Below are 23,370 nucleotides of genomic sequence, written 5' to 3'. Positions count from 1 at the left end.
CATGTCGCGGAAGGCCGACTCGCATGTCGCGGAAGGCCGACTCGCGTGTCGCGGGAGGCGGACTCGCGCGCTCGACGCGTCAGAGCAGGTCTTCGATCTCCGCCAAGACGTCCTCAGTGGACACTGTCGCGACGAACGACACGTCGTGCGCGCAGCGCGGCAGGTCTTCCCGGGTACAGTCCGCGCCGCATACCGGACAAGTGGACGTCCACGAGATCAGCACGCGGTCCCGCGCCCGGCCGAGCGGGCCGGCGTTGATCACGTTGCCCATCCAGAACACACCGACCGCCGGGGTGTCCACGGCGCGCGCGAGATGACGCGGCCCGCTGTCGTTGCCGACGAAGACTTCGGCTCGGGCCAGCACCCCGCACAACGCCGAGAGGCCGAGGTGGGTCATGGGCCGGATCCGCTCGGCGGCCGAAACTCGTTGCCGCGAAAGGGAAGTCGCCCGCTCGACAAGGTCACGTTCCCCGGGCGTGCCGATGATCACCACGCCCGCACCGCCGTCGGCGACCTTCGCGATGACCTCGGCGAACCGTTCGGGCGGCCAGCACCGCCGTGGGTCCGTGGCCGCGGGATGCACGACGACCAGCCGGTCGGGAAGACCTTCGAGTTCCACGGCGGCGCGGTCCAGGTCGGCCGGGGTCAGCGAAACAGTGGGAATGAGCGTGACGGCCGGTGCCCCCGCGAGGCCGACGATCTCCAGCGCTCGCATGACTTCGTTCTGGTAGTACCGGAACGGCACCCAGCGGTCGAGTTCGGCCGCGTCGGGGGTGCGCGACCCCACAGTCCATTTCGGATCGAGGCGGTGCAGGAAGGGGTTGGACCAACGGCCCCCGCCGTGCACCTGCACGGCTAGATCGACCGGTCCGGCCCGCGCCACGAAGGCCAGTTGCTCCGCCTCGTCGAAGGGGTGACCCGGCGGCTCGTGCACCCCACGCGCGGCGGGCAGCGTGATCACCTGGTCGACCGGGGACGGCCGGTCGGCGAACAGCTCGGCATGCAACGGCGTGCCGAGGAGGAGAATCTCGGCGTCCGGGTAGGCCGCGCGCAGCGCGTCGATCGCGGGCATCGCGAACAGCAGATCACCGAGCCCACCCCCGCGCAGCACCGCGATCCGCCGCACGTCCGGGAACTTCTCACCCATGGGTCCCACGTTCGTCACCACGCGGAGTAGGTGCCCGATTTCCGCATGGGCAAACCGAGTTTGATCGGAAGGAGAGCGGGCACTGTCTGGAACGGAGGTGAGGAGACCATGGCCATCACCGCTGACCTCGTCGCGCGGCTGGCGCGGACGGCACCGAAGATCACCGTTGTGGGGGACGCGATCCTCGACGTCTGGCTGTCCGGCCGGTGCGAACGCATCTGCCGGGAGGCGCCCGCTCCGGTCGTCGACGTCGATTCGCGGTCGCTCGCCCCGGGCGGCGCCGCCAACACGGCGGTCAACCTGGCGGAGATGGGGGCCCGCGTGCGGTTCGTCAGCGTACTCGGGGACGACGATCCCGGGCACGACCTGGCCGGCGAGCTGGCGCGGCACGGAGTCGACACCGACTATGTGCTGGTCGAGCCCGGCCGCCGCGGCGTCAGCAAGCAGCGGATCGTGGCCGACGACCAGGTGCTCGTGCGGTTCGACGAGGGCGACGGCCACGATGCCGACCCGGACCGCGTCATCGACGCGCTGCGCCGCGCGATCGAAGACGCCGACGCGCTCGTGGTGTGTGATTACGGCAACGGTCTCCTCAGCTCTCCGGTGCGCGACGAGGTGGCGCGGTTGAACGTGCCCCTGCTGGTCGTCGACGGCCACGACTTCCAACGCTGGCGTTCGGTGCGGCCCGGGCTGGTGACGCCCAACGCGGACGAAGCCGTGCGGCTGCTCGGCGTGACGCTGGAAGAGGACCGCGCATCCCTGTTCGAGCGGCGCCGGACCGACCTGCTTGAGGCCACCGGCGCCCGGGCCGCGGTCGTCACGCTGGACCGTGAGGGGGCGCTGCTGCTCACCCCGGACGGCCCCGCCTACCGCACCTGGGCCGATCCGGCGCCCGACAGCCAGGCCAGCGGGGCCGGGGACACGTTCGTCGCCGCGCTGTGCCTGGGTGGCGCGGCCGGGCTGCCGCTGACCAGCTGCATGGAACTGGCGCAGACGGCGGCGGGCGTGGTCGTGCACAAGAACGGCACCGCGGTGTGCACGGAGACCGAACTCGCCGTGGCGCTCACCCGCGAAGCCGCGGTGGATCCGGACGAGCTGGTACACGTGGTCGAGGCACACCACGAGGCCGGGCGCCGCGTGGTGTTCACCAACGGCTGCTTCGACGTCCTGCACCGCGGCCACATCACGTATCTCAACGAGGCGAAACGGCAGGGCGACGTCCTGATCGTGGCGTTGAACTCCGACGAGAGCGTGCGCCGCCTGAAAGGCCCCGACCGCCCGGTCAACAACGCGCAGGACCGGGCCGCCGTGCTGTCGGCGCTGAGCTGCGTCGACCACGTGACCGTGTTCGAGCAGGACACCCCGATCGAACTGCTGAAGCGCCTCAAGCCCGCGCTTTATGTCAAGGGCGGCGACTACACGGAGAACATGCTCAAGGAGGCTCCGGTGGTCCGGGACTACGGCGGCGAAGTCCGGGTGCTCGGCTACGTGCCGGACCGGTCGACCTCCTCGCTGATCGCCAAGATCCGGGAGACCGCGAAGTGACACTGGACGTGCTGATCCCCACCTGCGATCGGCCGACCGAGCTCGCCACGACGCTGGCCGGGCTGGCCGCGCAGGACTTTGACGACTTCTCGGTCGTCGTGAGTGACCAGTCGCCGGGCGAACCGGGCTATGCCACCCCGGCGGCTCAGGCGATGGTGCGGGTGCTGCGGCGCGCGGGCCACGAGGTCACGTTGACGCGGAACCTGCCCCGCCGTGGCATGGCGCAGCAGCGCGCCCATCTTCTGGCGTGTTCGACCGCGCGCTACGTGCTGTACCTGGACGACGACGTCTGGCTGGCACCGGGCTCGATCACGCGGCTGCATTCGGCGATCACCGAACTCGGCTGCGGTCTGGTCGGAAACGCGGTGCAGGGACTGTCCTATCTGGACGACTACCGGCCGGACGAACTGGCGCCCTTCGAGGAGTGGAAACAGGCGCCCGAGCCGGAGCGGATCACGCCCGAATCCCCGCAGTGGCGACGATGGACACTGCACAACGCGGCCAACCCGGCCCATCTGTCGGACGCGGTCGCCAACCGTCCCAGGTGGACCGCCTACAAGATCGCCTGGGTCGGTGGCTGCGTGCTCTACGACCGGGAAGCGCTCGTTGCCACCGGCGGTTTCGACTTCTGGCGAGACATTCCCGAACGGCACGCCGGGGAAGACGTGCTGGCGCAGTTGCGCGTGCTGGCGGCCTACGGCGGCGCGGGCATCCTGCCCACCGGCGCGGTGCACCTGGAGGCACCGACCACGGTGACCGACCGATCCGTACAGGCTTACGAGGCAGTCACATGATCATCCCGCTGTCCGAGCGACGGTTGAAGACACGCGACCAGTTCCTGGAGCACGCCTTCGGGGAAATGCGCAAACACGACGAGCGGCTGCGCGGGCTCGACATCGACGTCCGTTTCGACCGCGGCGTGGCGCATCTGACCGGGGAACTGGACCGCCCGGAGGAACTGGCCATGGTGCGGGCCCTGATCGGCACCCTGGACGGGGTGCTGGGCGTGTGGGACCGGGTGCGGGTCGGCGGGCGGGCGCCGGTGGTGGTCGACATCGGCTGCGGCGGCCAGAAGCAGTATCCCGGCAACATCGGCGTGGACTTCCGCCCCACCCCGCAGGCCGACGTGCTCGCCGACGTTTCCACCGGCCTGCCCTTCGCGGACCGTTCCGTCGACCGTGTGTTCCTGGTCCACATCCTGGAGCATCTGGTGGACTTCCTGCCGCTCGTCGACGAGGTGCACCGGATCCTGCGCCCGGACGGCACCGCGCACGTCATGTCGCCGTGGTGGCGTCACGTCAACGCGGTCGCGGATCCGACTCATGTGCGGCTGCTCGACGTCCAGACCATCAAGGGCATCTGCGACCAGCGGCCCTGGTATCCCCTGCACGCCGCGTGTGACGGCGCCAGCGTCTTCGCCGACCTCCGCCCCCGCTCGCCCGCCGGCCCACCGCCCGCCGACGCGCATCTCGCCCGCTTCTTCGACTGATGTGGACGTAAGGTGACGGACCCTGGCCGGTGGTCAGCCCGGTGATTTGTGCGATGAGGTCGAAATCCTGGTCGAGGTGGAGCACAGTGAGGCCGGCGAAGGTACGGGTGAAGCGTTGAAGATCGTCGGCCGTCACGCTGGACGCCGATCGTCACCAGACGGGCGATCACGTCGCTCGAACCGATCGGCTCCCGGATCCGTGTGCACCCGGTGGCGTTTTCCGATGCGGTACGAATCGGCACGGGCGTTTCGATCCGGCTCGGACCGGGCAACCCGGGGCACGCTGCGTACCGCGGGAGGAACGATGGCAAGACACCGATTCGACGAGATCGACGACCGTGTGAGATGGGGCGGCCCGGCACTCACCGAGAGCCGGGGCCAGCTGTCCCGCGAGCACGTGAGCCGAGACGAGGAAGGGGCGGCCGAACAGGCCGCCGACAGCGACTCGCGACAGCATTCCGGGTAGATGGACGCCGTCGTACTGGGGCAGATCGCCCGGGACCTGGTGCTGCGCGTGCCCGATGCCCCGGACGCCGGGCACTCTGCCCTGGTGCGCTCCCGCCGCGAGATGCTCGGCGGCAAGGGCGCCAACCAGGCGGTGGGGCTGGCCCAACTCGGCATGTCCGTCGCGCTGATCGGCGTCGTCGGCGACGACCACGCGGCCGCGGCCCTGCTCGCTCGCGCCGAGGCCGACCGGGTGGACGTCTCGCACGTCACGCGACGCTCCGGCGCCCAGACCGCGTTGATCGTGGACGTCGTGGACGATCACGGCCAGTGGCGGTATCTCGAGCACGTACCCGACGAAGTCCTCGCCACCGAACGGGACGTGTTCGCCGCGTCGGAGCTCATCCGGTCCGCCCGCTCGGTCATCGTCCAGTTGCGGCAACCGACCGCGGCCGCGCTGGAAGCCGCGCGGCTGGCACATGCCGTCCAGGCCCGGGTCGTCCTCGACGGCGTGCCGACCGACAAGGAACTCCTGGCGTACGCGAACGTCCTGCGCGCCGACGGGCGGGAAACCGCGCAGCTCGCCGGGCGCGAGATCGACGACGTCGAGGACGCGGTCGAAGTCGGAAAGGCGCTGATCAACGAGGGTATCGAGCTCGCGGTGCTGGAAGTGCCGGGTAAGGGAAACGTCTTCGCCAACCGGACGGGTCACGAATTCCTGCCCCTGACGAAGGTTCCGAAGGTGGACACGACCGGCGCGGGAGACGCGCTGGTCGCGACGCTCACCTGGGCACTTACCCACGGTGAACGGGTGCGGGCGGCAGCCCGGCTGGCGGTGGCGGCGGCCGCGGTGACCACCGAGCATGCCGGCGGCCGCCCGCACCTCGACCCGGCCGAACTGGAAGCACTCGCATGAACACGTTTCAACGACACCGGCGGGGGAATTTCAGCAATCGATGAGCCACACGCAACCAGACGCCCGGCGCCTCGCCGGCGAACTGCTCGAACTGCATGGCCGGCAGGACTACGACGCGCTGGCGCGGCGGATTCCCCGCATGATCGGCATCCAGGCGCCGGATCGGCACCTGTTCCGGCCGTTGCTCGGCGAGCTGGCGACGGCGGCCGCGGCCCGGATCCGCGCGGAGGCCGACGGGAATGACGAGCTGTTCACCGTCGGGCTTTCCGACGAGACGAACGTCGAGGTCGCCGTCGACGAGGTCGATCCGCCGGTGCGCGCCACGTTGCGCGCCGTCCTCGCCGAACTCAACCACGATTTTGAATCCGCCGCCGTCCAGCTTTCCTTCGCGGCCGATGACCCCAACCTGCTGGGCAGGCTCGACGCGTTGGTCCACCTGCTCTCCTGGGTCAACGACGTGCCGGGACGGCCGGATGGCCCGGACTGAGCGGCTGCAACGCGCGGCCAGGGAGGTTTTCGGCTGGCGCGGTCTCCGGCCGGAGCAGCTGACCGCGATGGAACACCTGCTGGCCGGCGACGACGTGCTCGTCGTGATGCCGACCGGTGCCGGCAAGTCCGCGATCTACCAGGTGCCCGCCCTGCTGCTGCCCGGCCCGGCACTGGTCGTCTCGCCGCTGATCGCGCTACAGCGAGACCAGGCCAAACAGCTCGCGGACAACGAGACGCCGGACGCGGTCGCGGTGAATTCGGCGCAGCGGGCGGGCGAAAGCGGCGAAGCCTGGCACGCGGTCGAAGAGGGCGAGGCCGGGTACCTCTTCCTGTCGCCGGAGCAGTTGGTCAAGGACGACGTGCTCGCCCGGCTCGAAAGGACTCCGCCGAGCCTGTTCGTCGTCGACGAGGCGCATTGCGTTTCCGCGTGGGGGCACGACTTCCAGCCCGACTACGTCCGGCTCGGGCAGGTCATCGAACGCCTCGGCCACCCACCGGCGCTCGCGCTCACCGCCACCGCGGGCGGGCCGGTCCGGGACGACATCGTGCGGCACCTCGGGATGCGCGACGCCGTGCGCGTGGTCGTGGGCTTCGACCGGCCGAACCTGTACCTGGCCGTCGAGCGGGCGATCGGCGACGACGACAAGCGAGCCGCCGTCGCCGAATGGGTCACGGACACGGCAAAGCCCGGCTTGGTCCATGTGGCCACCCGCAAGGAAGCCGAGCGGTACGCGGCCGAACTGGCCGGCCGTGGCGTGGTGGCGGCCTATCACGCGGGCCTGAAAGCGCGGAGCGGAAACAGGTGCATGAGCGGTTCCTGGCGAGACGGCTTGCTGTCGTGGTGGCGACTTCGGCTTTCGGCATGGGCATCGACAAACCGGACGTGCGGTTCGTCGTGCACGCTTCGGCGCCGGATTCGCTGGATTCCTACTACCAGCAGATCGGCCGCGCGGGCCGAGACGGCGAACGAGCCGACGCACTACTGTTCTACCGCCCGGAAGACCTTGGCGTGCAACGGTTTCTGGCCACACCCCAGGCCGACGTGGAAGCCGTGCGGGAGGTCGCCGAGGCGGTCCGCGCGCATCCCGGCACCGCCCGGCAGATCGGCGACGAAACCGGCCGATCGCGGCGTCAGGCCGTGCATACCCTCAACCTGCTGGAGCAGGCGGGCCTCGTGCGTTCGACGAAGCGCGGCCGGTTCGCCTACCGCGATCCGGGCCTCGACCCGGCGGAAGCGACGGACCGGGCTACGGAGGTCGCCGACAAGTGCACGAGGCTGGACCTGTCGCGCATCGAGATCGTGCGTGAGTACGCGGAAACCCGTTCGTGCCGCCGCGGGTTCCTGCTCGGCTACTTCGGGGAGTCGATGGCCGAACCGTGCGGGTTCTGCGACACCTGCGACGCGGGGACCGCCCAAGCGCGAACCTGCGAGTCCGGCGAGTTCCCGCCCGGGACGAAAGTGCGGCACCGCGAATGGGGAGAGGGCACGGTGGTGCACCGGGAGGCCGACCGCGTCACCGTCCTGTTCGACGAAGTCGGCTACCGCACCCTCTCCCTGCGCGCGGTCACGGAACACAACCTCCTTACGGCGCATAACGGCTGAGGTCGAACAGGTCGAAGAGACGCTGCTGGATCTCTGTGCGTTCGGTAAGCACCCGCCGGGTTCGCGGGCGTCCGCCGGTGGACGGGTAACGCAGCACCGTCTCCCCGATACCGGACAGCTGGTCGAGCAGTTCCCGCACGGACAGGTCGAGCCCGGCCCGGTCCGCCTCGCGCCGCATCAGGTGGGTGACCGCCGTGGTCAGCACGGTGACCAGCGAATGCACCGCGATCCGGTGCTCGTTCCACCGGCCCTCGACGAAGGCGCCGTTGAGCATGCGGAAGGTGGAGTCCAGGTGGTAGCGCGCCCGGTAGGCCGTGATCACGTCCGCGACCGGCCAGTCGTCCCGGTCGGTGACCAGCAGTTGCTTGCCGAAGAACTCCTCGTCCAGCCGTGCGCGGGCCGCGGAGTCCAGCCGCCACTGCAACCGAAGCTCACCCGGCCGGGTGCCGGTCAGCCGCGCGGTGACCACCCGGTCCACCCACCGCACCCTGGTGATCCTGACGATCTCGGTGAGCAGTTCCTCCCTCGGCCGCCGGTTCCGGCCGCCGGCCAGCGCGAGCGCCAGGCCGTCGAGCTGGCGGGTCGCGCCGCTCAGCGCCTGCGCGAAACCCCGCGCCTGCGCCGCGTGCAACCGGGGCGAATGGGTGAGCACCACTCTGCGGTTCGCGCCGGACACGGTGGCACGCGTGTCCAAAGCGGACAAACCGGGAAAACGGCCCGGGCCCACCGGCCGCCGCGAGGACGCCGGCCGGGCCAGCAGGTCCGGATAGTCCCCGAGCGGCAGCGCGCCGACGAACGGCATCCCGGCGTCCAGGTCGAGTTGGGCGTGCTGGCCGGTGTCGAACACGAGCGTGATCTCGCCCTGGTGGCGCGCGGCCAGCCGGTCCACGGCCACGCCGAACGGGATCACGGCCGTGCCGCCTCGCGGGTAGTGGTGTGACACCAGCGGGATCGCGCCGTCGCGAGTCACCACGGCACTGAGCCCGGTCAGCGTCGCGACCGCGGTGTCGGATTCGGCGTAGGTGGCGAAGTTCGGCACGTCCACCGCGAGCGCGATCGGGTCGGTGCCGGCCAGCCGCGTCGCGACGGCGGCGGAAATCCGGTCCAGTTGGGACGCGCTGAGCCTTCTGGTCGCCCGCCGGAACTCCTCGTCCCGCACGGCATCCGCGGACAGCCGGGGCCGTACGAAGCGGCCCGCGGCCGTGCCCGCCCACCAGTCCGCGAGCGTCGACTCGGGTGCCGTGGCGCGCTGAGACACGGCGAGGGCGAAGTAGGTGCCCACCGAAGTCTTCCGGGACGGCACCACTTCGTCGATCATGCGCACGAGCTGGAGCCGCTCCAGGGTCGCCCAGACCGCGGCGACTTCACCGAACGTCAGATGCCGGGTGTGGGTGGGAACGGCGCCGCCTCCGTCGAGCGCGGCCGCGATGTCCTCGGCGGACCCCAGGTAGCGCTGAGCGGTGATGCGGGGCCGCCCGGCGACCCGCCCGGATTCGACGAGGTAGTAGTAGGTTCGCCCGCTGATTCGCTTGCCGACCACCGAAGCCACACTTTAGGTAATACCCGCGCACCTGCCCGCCCGCAACCCGATTGGCCCCTTTGAACAGCGGAAACGACAGGTGGGATCGGCGCGGGGCGAGATCGTCGCGTCCGGTCCTGGAGAAGCCTCGCCGGGCGCACCTAGCGTTTGGCCTATGGCATCCGCTGGTTTGGCTCCCTCCGCCATGCGACGCGCGCTGGCCCGCGCCCGCGACGGCAAGACCCTCGACATCGCCGAGGCCACCGTCCTGCTGCACGCGCGCGACGAAGACCTCGAAACCCTGTCCGGGTACGCCTCCCGCGTCCGTGACGCCGGACTGGCCGAGGCCGGCCGGGAAGGCATCATCACCTACAGCCGCAAGGTGTTCATCCCGCTCACCCGGCTTTGCCGGGACCGCTGCGGCTACTGCACCTTCGCCACCGTTCCCGGCAAAGTGGACAGTGCTTTCCTGTCGCCGGACGAGGTGCTGGAAATCGCCCGCCAGGGTGCCGCGGCGGGCTGCAAGGAGGCGCTGTTCACGCTCGGGGACCGGCCGGAAGACCGGTGGAAGGCCGCCCGCGAATGGCTGGACGCGCACGGTTACGACGACACCCTGTCCTACGTGCGGGCCATGGCGATCCTCGTGCTGGAGGAGACCGGGCTACTGCCGCACCTCAACCCGGGCGTGCTCACCTGGCAGGACTTCCAGCGGCTCAAACCGGTCTCGCCGTCCATGGGCATGATGCTGGAGACCACCGCGACCAGGCTGTTCACCGAGCGGGGCGGCCCGCACTACGGCTCCCCGGACAAGGATCCGGCGGTGCGGCTGCGCGTGCTCGAAGACGCCGGACGCAGCGCGGTCCCGTTCACCACGGGAATCCTGATCGGGATCGGGGAGAACTTCGAAGAGCGGGCGGACGCGCTGTTCGCGATTCGCCGGACGGCCCGTGCCTACGGCGGTATCCAGGAAGTCATCGTGCAGAACTTCCGGGCCAAGCCGGACACGAAGATGCGCGCGACCCCGGACGCGGACCTCCAGGAACTGGCCGCCACCATCGCCGTCGCGCGGCTCGTGCTCGGGCCGAAGACGCGGATCCAGGCGCCGCCGAACCTGATCGGCAGCCAGTACCAGCTGATGGTCCGCGCGGGCATCGACGACTGGGGCGGGGTTTCCCCGCTCACGCCCGACCACGTGAATCCCGAACGGGCCTGGCCCCAGATCGACGAGCTGGCGCGGCAAACCTCGGCGGCGGGCTTTCAGTTGCGGGAACGCCTGACCATCTACCCGGAGTACGTGCTGGCCGGCGAGCCGTGGCTGGACCCCCGGATGGCGGGCCACGTCGCCGCGCTGGCCGATTCGGAAACCGGCCTGGCCCGCGAAGGGGTACGCGTCGAAGGGCGGCCGTGGCAGGAACCCGACGGTGGCTGGCAGGAACAGGGCCGCACGGAGCTGCACGTCGAGGTCGACACCCTGGGCCGCTCCGGTGACCGGCGCGGTGACTTCGATTCCGTCTACGGCGACTGGGGAGAACTCCGCGAAAAGGTGCCCACCACGCCGCGCCGGATGGACTCCGACATCGCGGAAGCCTTGCGCCGCGCCGAACGCGACCCAGCCGGACTGTCCGATGAGGACGCTCTGGCGCTGCTGCACGCGGATGGCGGCGAACTCGACGCGTTGGCACAGCTCGCGGACGGCCTGCGGCGTGACACCGTCGGCGACGACGTGACCTTCGTGGTCACGCGCAACATCAACTTCACCAACGTCTGCTACACCGGCTGCCGGTTCTGCGCCTTCGCGCAGCGCCGCACCGACGCCGACGCCTACACGCTTTCCCTGTCCCAGGTCGGCGACCGGGTGGACCAGGCGTGGGCGGCGGGCGCGACCGAGATCTGCATGCAGGGCGGCATCCATCCGGACCTGCCCGGTACCGCGTACTTCGATCTGGCCGCCGAGGTCAAGCGGCGGCGGCCCGGAATCCACCTCCACGCCTTCAGCCCGATGGAGGTGGTCAATGGCGCCTCGCGGACCAACATGTCCATTGAGGACTGGCTGGCGCGGGTGCACGAGTCCGGGGTGGACTCCCTGCCGGGGACCGCGGCGGAGATTCTGGACGACGACATCCGCTGGGTGCTGACCAAGGGCAAGCTGCCCACGTCGAGCTGGATCGAGGTGGTCTCCACCGCGCACGAGCTCGGCATCCCCACGACCTCGACGATGATGTACGGCCATGTCGACACCCCGGCGCACTGGGTCGGTCACCTCAAGCTGATCGCGGACCTGCAACGCCGGAGCCTGGAGCGCACCGGCCGCCGCGGGTTCACCGAGTTCGTGCTGCTGCCGTTCATCCACCAGAACGCGCCGATCTACCTGGCGGGCCTGGCCCGCCCCGGTACGACCGTGCGGGAGAACCGGGCGGTGCACGCGCTGGCGCGGGTGCTGCTGCACGGCCTGATCGACAACATCCAGTGCTCGTGGGTGAAACTCGGCGAGGAAACCTGCCGCGCGGTCCTGCGGGGCGGCGTGAACGACCTCGGCGGCACGCTCATGGAGGAGACGATCAGCCGCATGGCGGGTGCGAGCAACGGCTCCTACAAGACGATCAGTGATCTCGAATCCCTGGTCGCCCCGCTGGGCCGCCCACTGGTCCAGCGCACCACCACCTACGGCACCCCGCCCCCTGAGCGGGTCGAAGCGGCACGGGCCAGCGACGGCGTCACCCCCGCCGTCCGCCACGCCCTTCCGCTCGCGACTTGAGAAGGGTCCGGGGGTGCGACCCCCGACCCTCACGGCGTGAGATGATCACCCGGGTGAGCACGCGGATCACCTGGCCGATTCCGGAACCCGACCTGCCCGTCGACGTGCACCCCGCGCTGGCCGCGATGGCCAGAGCGGCCTCGGCCGCGTACGGCGACGCCCGGCGGGCTCACACCCGTGCCGAGCTCGGCGAGCAGGTCGCCGACGGAGCGGACGGCACGCCGACCATGCGTGTCGACCGCCTCGTCGAGGACCCGGTCGCCGAAGTGGCCGCGGCGCAAGGGGTCAACCTGCTCAGCGAGGAGGCCGGGTTCGTCGACAACGGTTCCGCGGTGACAGTCGTCGTGGACCCGGTGGACGGCTCGTCCAATGCCGCGGCCGGAGTGCCGCTGTGCTGCTTCGCCGCGACGGCCTCGGTGGACGGCGAGGCAACCGAGGCGCTGACCGTGTGGCTGGACACCGGCCGGGTCTGGCACGCCTTCGCCGGGCATGCCACGGCCTACCGCACCACCGGCCGCACTTCCCTGGACGGCGCGGCGGTGAACCTCCTGCGCCCGCACCGCCGCAGTGCCGAGGCCTGGCAACGGATCGCGAACAAGGCCGGGCGGGTGCGGGTCATGTCGACCACGGTGCTGGAATGCGCCCTGGTGGCGGAAGGATCGATCGACGCCTTCTGCGACCCCGGTTCCGACACGCACCGGATCGTGGACCTGGCCACCGCGATGGTCACGGTGCCCGCGGCGGGCGGCGCGGTACTCGACGCATACGGCCGGCGACTGGAAATCGACCCCGATCTGACCCGTCGCTGGTCGGGTATCGCGGCCGCGACACCCGCTTTGGCGGAAGCGGTCGCGGAAACCGTCCGCGACGGAAATCAAACACGAATAGCGTAGGCACAACTACCGGCAAAAGCTGCCGGAAAGGGCTGTCTTACGGGAAAACGGCGTCAAACAGGGTCCTTCGGCCCTGGTCACCCCGAGAGAATTTCCCGATCCTGGTACCGGGCAAAACATCTCCGAGCACGCAGGTCGACGTGACCGGGGATGTGACCGGAGAGGCTGACTCCCAAACCCTGCCTCTCCGGTCGCCCGCGCCTTCTGGAGGCGTCCCCGCCCCGCCCGGGACAAGCCCCCGGATGCCCTTTTTTTGGGAATTCCCTTCCCTCCGGGTTGCCACGCCATTTACGGTTGACTCGATCACGGCGACGACTCAGGAGGCAGCGTTGTCCATCCAGCAGTCCGTCGCGAGCCTGGCCAACGGCCTGACCATTCCCGCACTGCTCCGCCGGAACGCCGTCGAATTCGGCGATCTCCCCGCGCTCACGTCTTTGGACGACGAAGCGCGCCCGACGCTCACCTGGGCGGCTTTCCGCCGGGAAATCGCGATCGTCTCCCGTGCGCTGGCGGAGCTGGGGCTCGGGCCGCGCGACCGGATGCTGATCATGGCGCCGAGCACACCCGATCACCTCATCGTCGATCTGGCCGCCGCGCACCTTTCGGCCATCTCCTGCACCGCGTACGCGACGCTCAGCCCGGACCAGATCCGCTTACTCGCCCGGCACAGCGCCGCGCCGGTCGTGGTGATCCAGGGCATGGCCGAGCTCAAGCGCTGGGAACAGGTCTTCGACGATCTTCCCGCGCTGCGGCACATCGTGATGATCGACGCCGAAGCGATACCGGCAGGCGACGGGAGGTTCGTCAGCCTGGCCGAACTGCGCCGCCGCGGCACCGGACTGCGCGAGGCCGACCAGGAGGCGTTCGAGCGGTCGTGGGCGGACATCCAGCCCGGCGACCCGCTGTCGATGATCTACACGTCGGGCACCACCGGCCATCCGAAGGGCGTCGTGCTCTCCCATCACAACGTCATCCACGAGGCGTATGCGCTGCACGGCATGCACGGGAGCCCGATGCACCTGTCCAACATCGCCTACCTCCCGCTCGCGCACATCGCCGAGCGGGAGCTCTCGATCTACATGCCGATCGTGTACGCCGGTCACGTGCACACCCTCGCCGATCCGGCGGCCATCGCGGGCGTGCTGCCGAAAGTGCGTCCGCAGGGGTTCTTCGGCGTGCCCAGGGTGTGGGAAAAGATGGTGGCGGCGTTGAAGAACATGCTCGCGAACGCCCCGGAGGAGCGCCGCAAGGTGCTTGTCGACGCGAGCGAACTCGCCCTGCGCGGCTACCGACTGCGCAACGCGGGCGAAGAGGTGCCGCCCGAGTTGGCCGAGCAGATCGCCGAAGCCGACCGGACCGTGCTCGCCCCGGTTCGCGAGCTGATCGGCCTGAACCAAGTGATCTTCTGCTCCAGCGGGGCCGCCGCGCTCCCGGTGGGGGTGCTGTACTTCATGGCCGGGCTGGGCGTGGAGATCGAAGAGGTGTGGGGGATGTCCGAGACCACGGGCGCGGTCACGTCCAACTGCGCGCGCGCTTTCCGGGCGGGCACGGTCGGCCAGGCCGTCTCCGACACCGAGGTGAAGGTCGCCGAGGACGGTGAACTGCTGGTGCGCGGGCCGCTCGTGTTCCTCGGTTATCTTCAGGAGGACGGCTCGATCAAACCGGCGACCGACGCCGACGGCTGGCTGCCCACCGGCGACATCGGCGCGATCGACGACGGGTTCGTCACCATCACCGACCGCAAGAAGGAACTGATCATCACCTCGGGTGGGAAGAACATCGCCCCGACCCGGATCGAGGGCCTGCTCAAGGAGCACCCGCTGATCAGCCAGGCGGTCGCGATCGGCAACAACCGGCCCTACGTCACGGCGCTGATCGTGCTGGACGGCGAGATCCTGCCGGGCTGGGCGGCGGCCAGTGGCATCGAGTCCACCGATCCCGCGACGCTGGCCGGCCACTCCGCCGTCCGGGAGGAGATCGACCGGGCGGTCGAATCCGCCAACGCGCGGCTCGCGCGGGTGGAGCAGATCAAGCGCTACCTCATGCTCGACCGCGCCTGGACCCCGGAATCCGGCGAGGTCACCCCGACACTCAAGCTCAAGCGCCGCGTCATCGCCTCCCGTTACGCCGACGAAATCGCCTCCCTTTACGCCGGCTGAGCGGGAATTCCCACCGAAGTGCCCTTCGTTCCGCGCCGACGAAGGGCACTTCGGTGCGCCCCCACCCGCCGACCCACCACTACCTTCAACGGAAGCGCTCCGCGCTGCCGTCACACCCTTATGCGGAGCGCAGCGGCGACGAAGGGGACGGGGTCTCGGTCCACTTGCGCAGCCGTGGCGGGACACGCTTTTCCAGGCCGTAGGGTTCGAGGTGGGCGCTGAAGACCTCGTCGAACGCGCTGCGGACGGTGTCGGTGTCCCAGGTCTGCCGGGCCAGGATCGGCTCCTTGAGGTAGGGCTGGCCGACGATGTGCAGCTGCGGCCCGTTGCACCGGACGAGCTGGCCGGTGATCCCCTCGGCGTCGTCCGAGAGCAGGAACAGCACGAGCGGCGCGATCCGGGACGGCGTGCGGTCCGGCGGGCAACTCCGCAGCGAACGCTCCGACTGCCAGACCATCCGCGTGTGCGCCAGCGGGCAGATCGCGTTCACGCGGATCCCGACCTCCTCCAGGTCCAGCGCCCAGGAGTAGGTCAGCGAAGCCACCGCGCCCTTGCTCGCCGAGTACACGCCGAGCTTGCGCTGCCCGAGCGAAGCACCGGACGAGACGTTGACGATCGCGCCGCCGCGTCCCTGCGCGGTCATCGCCTTGATCACCGCGATTCCGGTGTACATCACGCCGAGCACGTTGACCTCGACGAGCTGGCGCACCCGGGCGGGTTCCTCCTGCCAGGGCATCGCCTCGTAGTTCAGGCCCGCGTTGTTCACCAGGCCGTCGATCGCGCCGAACTCGTCGACGCACAGGTCCACGATCGCCTGCGCCTGCTCCGGATCGGCCACGTTGTGGCCGCTGGCGACCGCCCGCCCGCCGTGCTCGCGGATGGTCGCGGCGGTCCGCACCGCCAGCTCCGCGTCGACGTCGTTGACCACCACCCGGGCACCGGCCTGCGCCAGATGCACGGCGAAGGCCTCGCCGAGGCCGCGACCGGCGCCCGTAACCACCACTGCCCGGTCCGGCAAACCCCTCAACTGCATGTTCATTCCCTCACTCCCCACTGGCCAGCCCCGACGCAGCTGGGCGAACCGGCCGCCGCTGGCCGGATTACCCCAGTCTTGGCCGCGCGCGGTCCGAGGGCGACCTCGACGACGACGAGCGGCAGCTCATAGCGCTGAGCGAAACCGATGTGACCAGTGGGACATACCTCCCGACAGATCAGCGGAACCGTAGCTGTCGTCCATTCGTCGTAGCCCGGCCGCCAGGTTCGACCGCCGGATGGGTCCAATTAGGAACACTCTCGGCCTGTGACTGGTCGCCTTCGTGCAGTAGCGGCATACTGACGGTGGTCTCGCCTGCCGCCTGAGTGAGGGTCGGTACCCGGCCTGTCGCGGCGGACGAAACAATCTGTGGACGCTCCTGCGTTCACCCGATCAGGGGGAGATGGGGACAAGGTGAAGACCAAAACCCGCCCAACCATGCGGGCGCCACTCGCCAACAGCGAGTTCCGCACCGTGTGGCTCGCCGAAGCACAGTCGGTGCTCGGCGACCAGTTGACCACCGTGTCGCTGTCTCTGACCGTCTATCACCGCACCGGGTCAGCGCTGATCGCCGCGGTCGCCTACGCGCTCACCTTCCTGCCCGCGCTGGCGGGCGGGCTCGGCCTGAGCCATCTCGCCGACCGGTACCCGCGTCGCACGGTCCTGGTCGTCACCGCCGCGATCCAGGCGGTCATGGTCGCGGTGATGGCGATCCCGGGTATGCCGCTGGTGCCGCTGTGCGGGCTGCTGGTGCTGGCCAGGCTGGCGGGGTCGCCGGCCAATGCCGCGCAGAACGCGCTGACCAGGGAAATCTTCACCGACGACGAGCTCTACCTGCGCAGCCAGGACATCCGGGGGATCACCACGAACACCGCGCAACTGCTCGGCCTCGCCGGCGGCGGGATGCTGGTCACCGCCGGGGGACCGTCCTGGGCGCTGGCCGTCGACGCGGCGACGTTCGCGATCAGCGCGGCGGCGCTGTCCCGCTGGGTACGGCCGCGCCCGGCGGCGGGAGACGGCAACGGGGCATGGCACGGCGCGATCCGCTGGGTGGCCGGGCAGCAACGGCTGCGGGTTCTGCTCGGATTGTCCTGGCTGGTCGGGCTCGCGACAGTCCCGCTTGGACTGGTCGCGCCCCTGGCGGCCGAAATCGGCGCGTCAAAGGAGGCGGTCGGCTGGCTACTCGCGGCCGATCCCCTCGGCTTCATCGTCGGCGTCTTCCTGATGTCGCACTACGTATCCCCACAGGCCCGCAGGCGAGGCCTCGCGGTACTCGGCCTGGTGCCGACGGCCATCCTGGTGGCCTTCATCGCGCGGCCGTCCCTTGCGCCGGCCCTGGTGCTCCTGGCCGCGGCCGGGGCCACCGGGGCGTACATCGTCACGGTGGGCGCTACATTCATCACGTGGGTGCCCAACGAACTGCGCGGTGGCGCGGGCGGGGTGTACCGCACGGGCCTCCGGGTCGCGCAGGGTGTCGGCGTGGCAATCGGCGGTGTGCTGGCGCAACTGTCGGGCTCGGCGGCGACGGCCATCGCCGTCGCCGGAGGCGCCGGGGTCGTGCTCGGTACGCCGCTCGCCATGCGCTGGCACCGCGTGCTGGCAAACGAGCACACACAACGGTGACGTGATGCCACCGCATACGCGAAAAAGCGTCACAATAGGCCCGCGGTCGGTCAAACCATTCACCGCCCGTTTTTTTCATGGAAACAAAAGCTTCTCAGAAGTCGCGGTCACGCATGAACAACACCTCCGACACTATCCGACACGAACCGGTTCGAACGCTCGTCGATCAGAAGTCACGGTCGGCCATGAGAGACACCTCCAATCGGCGCCAAAGGTTCAGACGCGAGGCACGAGTGCGCCCGGGAGTTCTCACCCGCACAGCGGAACGTGTGTAACGGATGATACCGGTTCGCGAAAAGCATCTGGCGTCCTTCCAGACACAGAGAAGTTACACGGCCGCCCGAGGACATGTCGAGAAGAGGTGATCCTATGCCGGCACCCCCGCCGCAGGGCGGTCACATAGACTTCGGGGCGAACACAACCCACACGGCAGGCTCCTGGCACGGCGGCGGACGTGGGGGCGGCGACCCGGAACAGGCGGGAACAGGCAGGCGACGTTGAGTACCACGCGTGATAATTCGGGCACGCGCCGCACCCACCATCCGCACAATTGGGCCCTGTGGCGGAGACCCAAGCCATTCATCCTGTTTCTGCTCACCACCGAAGTTGGGGCGCTCACCTGGCTGGGCGTGACTTTAGCAACCTCGACCTGGCCCAGTGCGATCGACTGGTTGCGGTTCGCCATTCTGATTTCCGGTGCCACCGTGCATATCCAAATGACCCGGCGGCAGGAAGAACGGCGCAGAAACCGGGGTGGCCTACTGATCGACCTCACCGCGGTCTGGGTGGTACCCGCCGCGATTATTCTTCCGGTGCCGCTGGCCATCCTGGTGGTCGCGCTCGTCCGTGTGCAGCGCTGGTTCATCGCCCGCCGCCCGGCGCACAACTTCGTCTATTCCTCGATTACGCACATGTTGTCCGCGACGTTCGCGCATCAGGTGTTCGCCGCACTCGGCCCGCACCCGTGGGGAGCGCTCACGCCGGCGGGAACGCTCATCGAATTCGGCGAAGTGGTACTGGCCGGTCTCGCCTACGAACTGCCGCAGATGGCCTTCATCGGCGGCGTGATCGCACTCTCCGGGAGAGGAAAGCCGACACTGGGCAAGTCGCTGGGCAGCAAGGCGGACAACCTTCTGGAAGGCATCACGGTCGGCCTCGGCGCGGTCACCGCCATCCTGGTCGTCATCCTGCCGCCGGCGGTCGCGATCATGGCCGTGGTGACCGTGGTGTTCAACCGTCTCGCCGAACTCGACCAGTTGCAGGACGACGTGCGCACCGACCCGAAGACACAGGTGTTCAACATGCGCGGATGGACCGAGTCGGCCGAGCGCGCCCTGACGCGGGCGGCGAAGGCGTCGGACAACCTCGCCGTGCTGATGATCGACCTCGACTACTTCAAGTGGATCAACGACACCTACGGTCATCCGGCCGGCGACGACGTGCTGCGCAACCTCGCCCAGTTGCTCAACGACGTGACCAGGCCCAGCGACGTGGTGGGCCGCTTCGGCGGCGAGGAGTTCCTCGTACTGCTGCCGGACACCGACCAGGCCGCCGCCGCCGGGGCCGGGGAACGCATCCGCAGCGGCGTCGCGGCGCTCCGCATCCCGACCACCGACAAGCGGGGCGAACAGACCACTGTCACCGAACGCACCGCGTCCATCGGGGTGGCGGTCTTCCCCGACCACGGTCAGTCGCTCGAGACGTTGATGCAGGCCGCCGACGCCGCCGTGTACGAGGCGAAGGAAGGCGGCCGGAACCAGGTGCGGATCGCGACCGGCACGAGACGCACCGATGTGACCAAGGACATAGCTGATGGCGGTCCTCGAATGACCCAGTCCCCGGTGAATCGCGTTACCCACTAGTGTGGCGACTCAACTCGGGGACATCCCGGGTGTTCGCTGGCCGTGTCCCCTGCCAATCTGGAGATCATGACCGCCGCAGCCGAGATCCCCCGCGCGCGCAATGCTCTGTCGACCTCGGCCTGGATGCTGGTGCTCGCCATCGGCCTGCTCGGTTTCGGCTTCGTCGCCTCCCGCCCGGCCGCCCCACCCGACCGCCCGCTCACCGGCGGCGCGCTGGCGGCCCAGCGCGCGATCGAGTCGCTGGCCTCCCCCGGCGCGCAGCCCACCGCCCTGTCCCTGCTGCCCTCCGACTTCACCCAGGTCACGGGCGTGGTGCCCGGTGTCACGCGCGCCCGCGACGGGACCGTGCGCGTGGTCCACACCGACGGCGGCTGCTCGGCGCCCTGGGGCGACGACAACACCAAATGGGACTACGGCGTGCCGTGCAAGGCGCACGATCTCGGCTACGACCTGCTGCGCTACGCCGACCACATCGGCCAGCCCCTCCCCGCCTCCGCACGGTCCTCGCTCGACGCGCGGCTCAGCGCCGACATGCACAACACCTGCCGGCTCAATCCGATGGGTTCGCCGCGCACCTGCCAGATCGTCGCGTCGCTGTACTCCTTCGGCCTCGAGGCCAACTCCTGGCACCAGCGATGGGGACCGCCGGTGGGCGACCCGATCGGCCCGCTGCTCACCGGGATCGCGGCGATCGGCTGCCTGCTCGTGTTCCGGATGCGCGGCTGGCTGCACGGCCGCCGCTCCCGCCCGGCGGAACGGCCCGCGGCACCGGTGGGAGCCGCGTCGTCCTGGGTGACACTCGGCGTGGCGAGCCTGGTACTGCTGATCTTCGGCGAGTCGGTGATCGCGCTGGCCCGGTGGGCCGGTGCCGGGGACGGCGTGCTGTGGCCGTTCACCTGGCTCGCCCAGCTCGCGCCGGTGTTCTTCTTCGCGGGCGGGCGGGTCAACGCCGACGGCTGGCGCGCGGAGGCCGGACACGGCTACCGGCACTTCCTGGCGCACCGGGTGAGCTGGCTGCTCCGCCCGGCACTGGTGTTCGTCGTGGTGGCGCTGGTGGTTCCGGTGGCGCTGGAACTGCTGGGCATCCCGGGCGGCACGAACGCCGGGATCGTGCGGATCGCCATGCACCCGCTGTGGCTGCTCTCCGTCTACCTGCTGACCGTGGTGGCCACCCCGGTCATGCTCGTGCTGTACCGCCGCGCCCGCGTCGCGACGCTTCTCGGCCTGCTCGGTTTCGTCGTGCTGGGTGACCTGGGCGCGGACTGGCTCGGCTCACCCGTTCCCCGGTACCTGGCGGCGTTCTCGCTGGCCCTGCTCGCGCAGCAACTGGCTTTCGGCCGCCTTCCGGGCAAACCCACCCTGCTGGCGGGCACGCTCACCGGCACGGCCGGCCTGGCCCTGTGGTGCACGGCCGGCGGCGATCCGACCCTGCTCGGCACGCCGAGCGCGCCGCCCGCCCTCGCCGCCAACGCGGTCCCTCTCCTCCTGCTCGGCGCGGTCCAGCTGTCGGTGCTGGCGTTGTTCGCCAGGCCGCTGGCCAAGCTGGCCGCCCGGCGCGCACTCGGTTCGGCGGTGCGGTTCGCGCTGCGCGCCCCGATGAGCCTCTACCTCGGTTTCCTCGCCGCGATGCTGCTGGTGGTGGCCATCGTCTACCTGCCGGCCAGCCCGGTGGACGCGGTCGCCTGGCTGGTCCGGCCCCGGTCGGTCACCGCGCTGGCGATGCTCGCGGTGCCCGCGGTGATCGTGTTCTGGTGGTTCGAGCGGCACTCCGCCGGCCTGGTGGAACGGCACGACCCGCTGCACCTTCCGCGGCCGTCCGGCTGGCTGGCGCACGCCGCGACCGCGCTGGGCATCGGCTTCGCCAGCCTCGGCCTGTTCGGTTTCGCGCTCACCCGGTTCGGTGGGGACGCCGGCACCACCCTGCTCGGCATGCCGCTCGACCCGGTGCAGAACCTGATCCAGCTGCTGCTCGGGGTGTTCCTCCTGCACACCGTGCGGATCGGCACCAGCTCGGCGGCCAGCACCTGGGTGGTGGCCTGCCTCGTCTGCATGCCGCCGCTGCTCGAAGCCTCCGACGGCTACGAATCCGACCTGGTCACAGTCGCCCTGCACGGGTTCACCGCGTTGTTCGCGCTCGTCGCTACCGTGAGCACACTGATCGCACCGAGAACGGTGGCCCAAACCACGTAATCGGGTGTTTTGGACCGGCGGCACGGGCGAGTATGCGACGCTACGGCGCGGGCGAGACAATGTCGGGGGAAGGGAGAAGGCGTGACTTATCCGCCGCGGGACGCGCGTGGGGCCGGACGGCCCGCGCCGCAGCGGCGGCCGCGCCCGATGGACGCCCGCTACGAAGGCCCGGCGCGCCCTTCTCCCGAACGCATCCCGCGCACCGCGCCTCCTCCGCCGCCGAAGCCGAAGCGAACCGGCGGCAAGGTCGCGCTGGGGCTGGTGTCGCTACTCGTGCTGGGCCTGACCGGCTACGCGTGGGCACAGATGCAGGGCCTGCTCAGCGGGCTGACCACGGCGGACGTGATCTCGCAGCGCCGGCCGGCGGACGGCGCCACCGACATCCTCCTGGTCGGCATGGACAGCCGCACCGACGCGCAGGGCAACCCGCTGTCCCCCCAACTGCTCGCCGAACTCAACGCGGGAGTGTCCGACGGCGTGGAGAACACCGACACGCTGATCATGGTGCATGTGCCCAACGACGGCGCCAAGGCGGTCGCCATCTCGCTGCCCCGCGACTCGTACGTGAACATCCCCGGCTTCGGCAAGCACAAGATCAACTCCGCCTACACCCGCGGCAAGGCGGAGGCCCGCAAGAAGCTGCAGGAATCCGGGGACCTCGACGCCAAAGACGTCGAGGTCAAGAGCTCGCAGGAGGGCGCGAAGACCCTCATCGGCACGGTCGAGCAACTCACCGGGTCCACCATCGACAACTACGCGTCGATCAATCTCCTCGGCTTCTCCGACATCACCAAGGCCATCGGCGGCGTGGACGTCTGCTTGAAGGAGAACGTCTACGACTCCTTCTCCGGGGCACGCTTCACCAAGGGCAAGCACACCCTCTCCGGGCCGGACGCGCTCAAGTTCGTGCGCCAGCGGCACGGCCTGCCGCGCGGCGATCTCGACCGGGTCGTCCGGCAGCAGGTGTTCATGGCCGGGATGGCCAGCAAGGTGCTGTCCGCGGGCACCCTCGCCGATCCCACCAAACTGTCCAATTTGGTCGAATCCGTGCAGAAGTCCGTGGTGCTCAACCAGGGGTGGGACATTTTCGGCTTCGCCCAGCAGATGAAGGGCCTCACCGGCGGCAACCTCGAGTTCCGCACCATCCCCGTGGTCGACCCGGACTACGACACCCCCGAGGACGGCAGCGCGATCCAGGTCGACCCCGCGCAGGTGAAGGCGTTCGTCCAGGGCACGACCGGCGGCACGACGAGCGCGCCGGCACAGCAGGCCGCCCCCAACCCGAATGCGGCGATCACCGTGGACGTCCACAACGGAACACCGAGGCAGGGGCTCGCGGCGTCGGTGACGCAGTCGCTCACAGGCAGGGGCTTCACCGCGGGCGAAGCCAGGAACGCCAGCGGCACCGTCAAGACGACGGCGGTCCGCTACCCGGCCGGCGGCAAGGACGCGGCGCAGTCGGTGGCCGACGCGCTCGGCTCGAAGTCGACGCTGATCCAGGACCCCGGGGTGGCCAGCGGTCACGTCCTGGTCGTGGTGGGCTCGGACTACTCAGGTTCGAACCAGCCGGTTCAGCAGGCGGTCGCGTCGCAGCCGGCGGGCCCGGCCGCGCCGGACCCCGATGACAAGCCGATCACAGCGGACGGCATCACCTGCGTCAACTGACCACACTTTCCAGCCCTTTTCGTTAGCCCGTTCGGCCT

At 69.9% G+C, this 23,370-nt stretch carries 16 protein-coding genes and 1 pseudogene; 14 read left to right on the top strand and 3 right to left on the bottom strand.

Features of this window, described 5'->3' with window-relative positions:
* Positions 1-79 precede the first annotated feature (79 nt).
* Positions 80-1,147: a glycosyltransferase family 9 protein gene (locus tag VJT49_RS04520; RefSeq protein ID WP_324163401.1), complete on the bottom strand. Its 1,068-nt coding sequence runs from the start codon at positions 1,145-1,147 to the stop codon at positions 80-82.
* A gap of 108 nt (positions 1,148-1,255) precedes the next feature.
* On the opposite strand from VJT49_RS04520, the gene rfaE2 reads away from it, so the two are divergent.
* The 7 genes and pseudogenes from rfaE2 (at position 1,256) to VJT49_RS35050 (ending at position 7,633) form a co-directional block, all read left to right on the top strand.
* Positions 1,256-2,692 (top strand): D-glycero-beta-D-manno-heptose 1-phosphate adenylyltransferase, encoded by a 1,437-nt coding sequence (rfaE2, locus tag VJT49_RS04515; RefSeq protein WP_324163400.1) that lies wholly within the window; start codon positions 1,256-1,258, stop codon positions 2,690-2,692.
* Positions 2,689-3,486: a glycosyltransferase family 2 protein gene (locus VJT49_RS04510; protein ID WP_324163399.1), complete on the top strand. Its 798-nt coding sequence runs from the start codon at positions 2,689-2,691 to the stop codon at positions 3,484-3,486. Before rfaE2 ends, VJT49_RS04510 begins: the two co-directional genes overlap by 4 nt.
* Positions 3,483-4,181: a methyltransferase domain-containing protein gene (locus VJT49_RS04505; protein ID WP_324163398.1), complete on the top strand. Its 699-nt coding sequence runs from the start codon at positions 3,483-3,485 to the stop codon at positions 4,179-4,181. Before VJT49_RS04510 ends, VJT49_RS04505 begins: the two co-directional genes overlap by 4 nt.
* A gap of 304 nt (positions 4,182-4,485) precedes the next feature.
* A complete protein-coding gene (locus VJT49_RS04500) occupies positions 4,486-4,647 on the top strand; it encodes a hypothetical protein (RefSeq protein WP_324163397.1) in 162 nt (53 codons plus the stop codon).
* Positions 4,648-5,541 carry a PfkB family carbohydrate kinase gene (locus VJT49_RS04495; protein WP_324163396.1) on the top strand — a complete coding sequence of 298 codons (894 nt, stop codon included), beginning with the start codon at positions 4,648-4,650 and terminating at the stop codon, positions 5,539-5,541.
* Positions 5,542-5,581: 40 nt separating this feature from the next.
* On the top strand, positions 5,582-6,028 hold the full coding sequence (locus tag VJT49_RS04490) for a hypothetical protein (protein ID WP_324163395.1): 447 nt from the start codon (positions 5,582-5,584) through the stop codon (positions 6,026-6,028).
* Positions 6,015-7,633, top strand: a pseudogene (locus VJT49_RS35050) (RecQ family ATP-dependent DNA helicase). Before VJT49_RS04490 ends, VJT49_RS35050 begins: the two are co-directional and overlap by 14 nt.
* Here VJT49_RS35050 and VJT49_RS04475 read toward each other — a convergent pair.
* On the bottom strand, positions 7,614-9,182 hold the full coding sequence (locus tag VJT49_RS04475) for an IS1634 family transposase (protein ID WP_324163393.1): 1,569 nt from the start codon (positions 9,180-9,182) through the stop codon (positions 7,614-7,616). The pseudogene VJT49_RS35050 and the gene VJT49_RS04475 sit on opposite strands and share 20 nt — an antisense overlap.
* Before the next feature lie 145 nt (positions 9,183-9,327).
* Here VJT49_RS04475 and VJT49_RS04470 point away from each other — a divergent pair, with 145 nt between their 5' ends.
* From VJT49_RS04470 to VJT49_RS04460, 3 genes are all read left to right on the top strand, one after another.
* Positions 9,328-11,907 carry a bifunctional FO biosynthesis protein CofGH gene (locus VJT49_RS04470; RefSeq protein WP_324163392.1) on the top strand — a complete coding sequence of 860 codons (2,580 nt, stop codon included), beginning with the start codon at positions 9,328-9,330 and terminating at the stop codon, positions 11,905-11,907.
* A 53-nt stretch (positions 11,908-11,960) separates the two neighbouring features.
* Positions 11,961-12,800, top strand: a complete 840-nt coding sequence (locus VJT49_RS04465; RefSeq protein WP_324163391.1) for an inositol monophosphatase family protein — start codon at positions 11,961-11,963, stop codon at positions 12,798-12,800.
* 329 nt (positions 12,801-13,129) lie between these two features.
* Entirely contained in the window at positions 13,130-14,959 is a 1,830-nt protein-coding gene (locus tag VJT49_RS04460) for an AMP-dependent synthetase/ligase (RefSeq protein ID WP_324163390.1), read from the top strand.
* A 118-nt stretch (positions 14,960-15,077) separates the two neighbouring features.
* Here the strand turns inward: VJT49_RS04460 and VJT49_RS04455 are convergent, their stop codons facing one another.
* Complete coding sequence (locus VJT49_RS04455; protein WP_324163389.1) at positions 15,078-15,998, bottom strand: SDR family NAD(P)-dependent oxidoreductase; 921 nt, start codon at positions 15,996-15,998, stop codon at positions 15,078-15,080.
* Between the two features lie 432 nt (positions 15,999-16,430).
* Between VJT49_RS04455 and VJT49_RS04450 the strand changes: the two genes are divergently transcribed.
* The 4 genes from VJT49_RS04450 to VJT49_RS04435 all read left to right on the top strand — a co-directional run bounded on the left by VJT49_RS04450 (position 16,431) and on the right by VJT49_RS04435 (position 23,332).
* Positions 16,431-17,615: an MFS transporter gene (locus VJT49_RS04450; RefSeq protein ID WP_324163388.1), complete on the top strand. Its 1,185-nt coding sequence runs from the start codon at positions 16,431-16,433 to the stop codon at positions 17,613-17,615.
* A 497-nt stretch (positions 17,616-18,112) separates the two neighbouring features.
* Positions 18,113-19,477 carry a GGDEF domain-containing protein gene (locus VJT49_RS04445; protein ID WP_324163387.1) on the top strand — a complete coding sequence of 455 codons (1,365 nt, stop codon included), beginning with the start codon at positions 18,113-18,115 and terminating at the stop codon, positions 19,475-19,477.
* 66 nt (positions 19,478-19,543) lie between these two features.
* Complete coding sequence (locus VJT49_RS04440) at positions 19,544-21,667, top strand: phospholipase A2 (protein ID WP_324163386.1); 2,124 nt, start codon at positions 19,544-19,546, stop codon at positions 21,665-21,667.
* A gap of 81 nt (positions 21,668-21,748) precedes the next feature.
* Positions 21,749-23,332 (top strand): LCP family protein, encoded by a 1,584-nt coding sequence (locus tag VJT49_RS04435; RefSeq protein WP_324163385.1) that lies wholly within the window; start codon positions 21,749-21,751, stop codon positions 23,330-23,332.
* The last annotated feature ends 38 nt before the right edge of the window (positions 23,333-23,370 follow it).

Source organism: Amycolatopsis sp. (genome assembly GCF_035276945.1).
Taxonomy (GTDB): domain Bacteria; phylum Actinomycetota; class Actinomycetes; order Mycobacteriales; family Pseudonocardiaceae; genus Amycolatopsis_E.
This window is presented reverse-complemented; position numbering and strand designations above follow the sequence as displayed.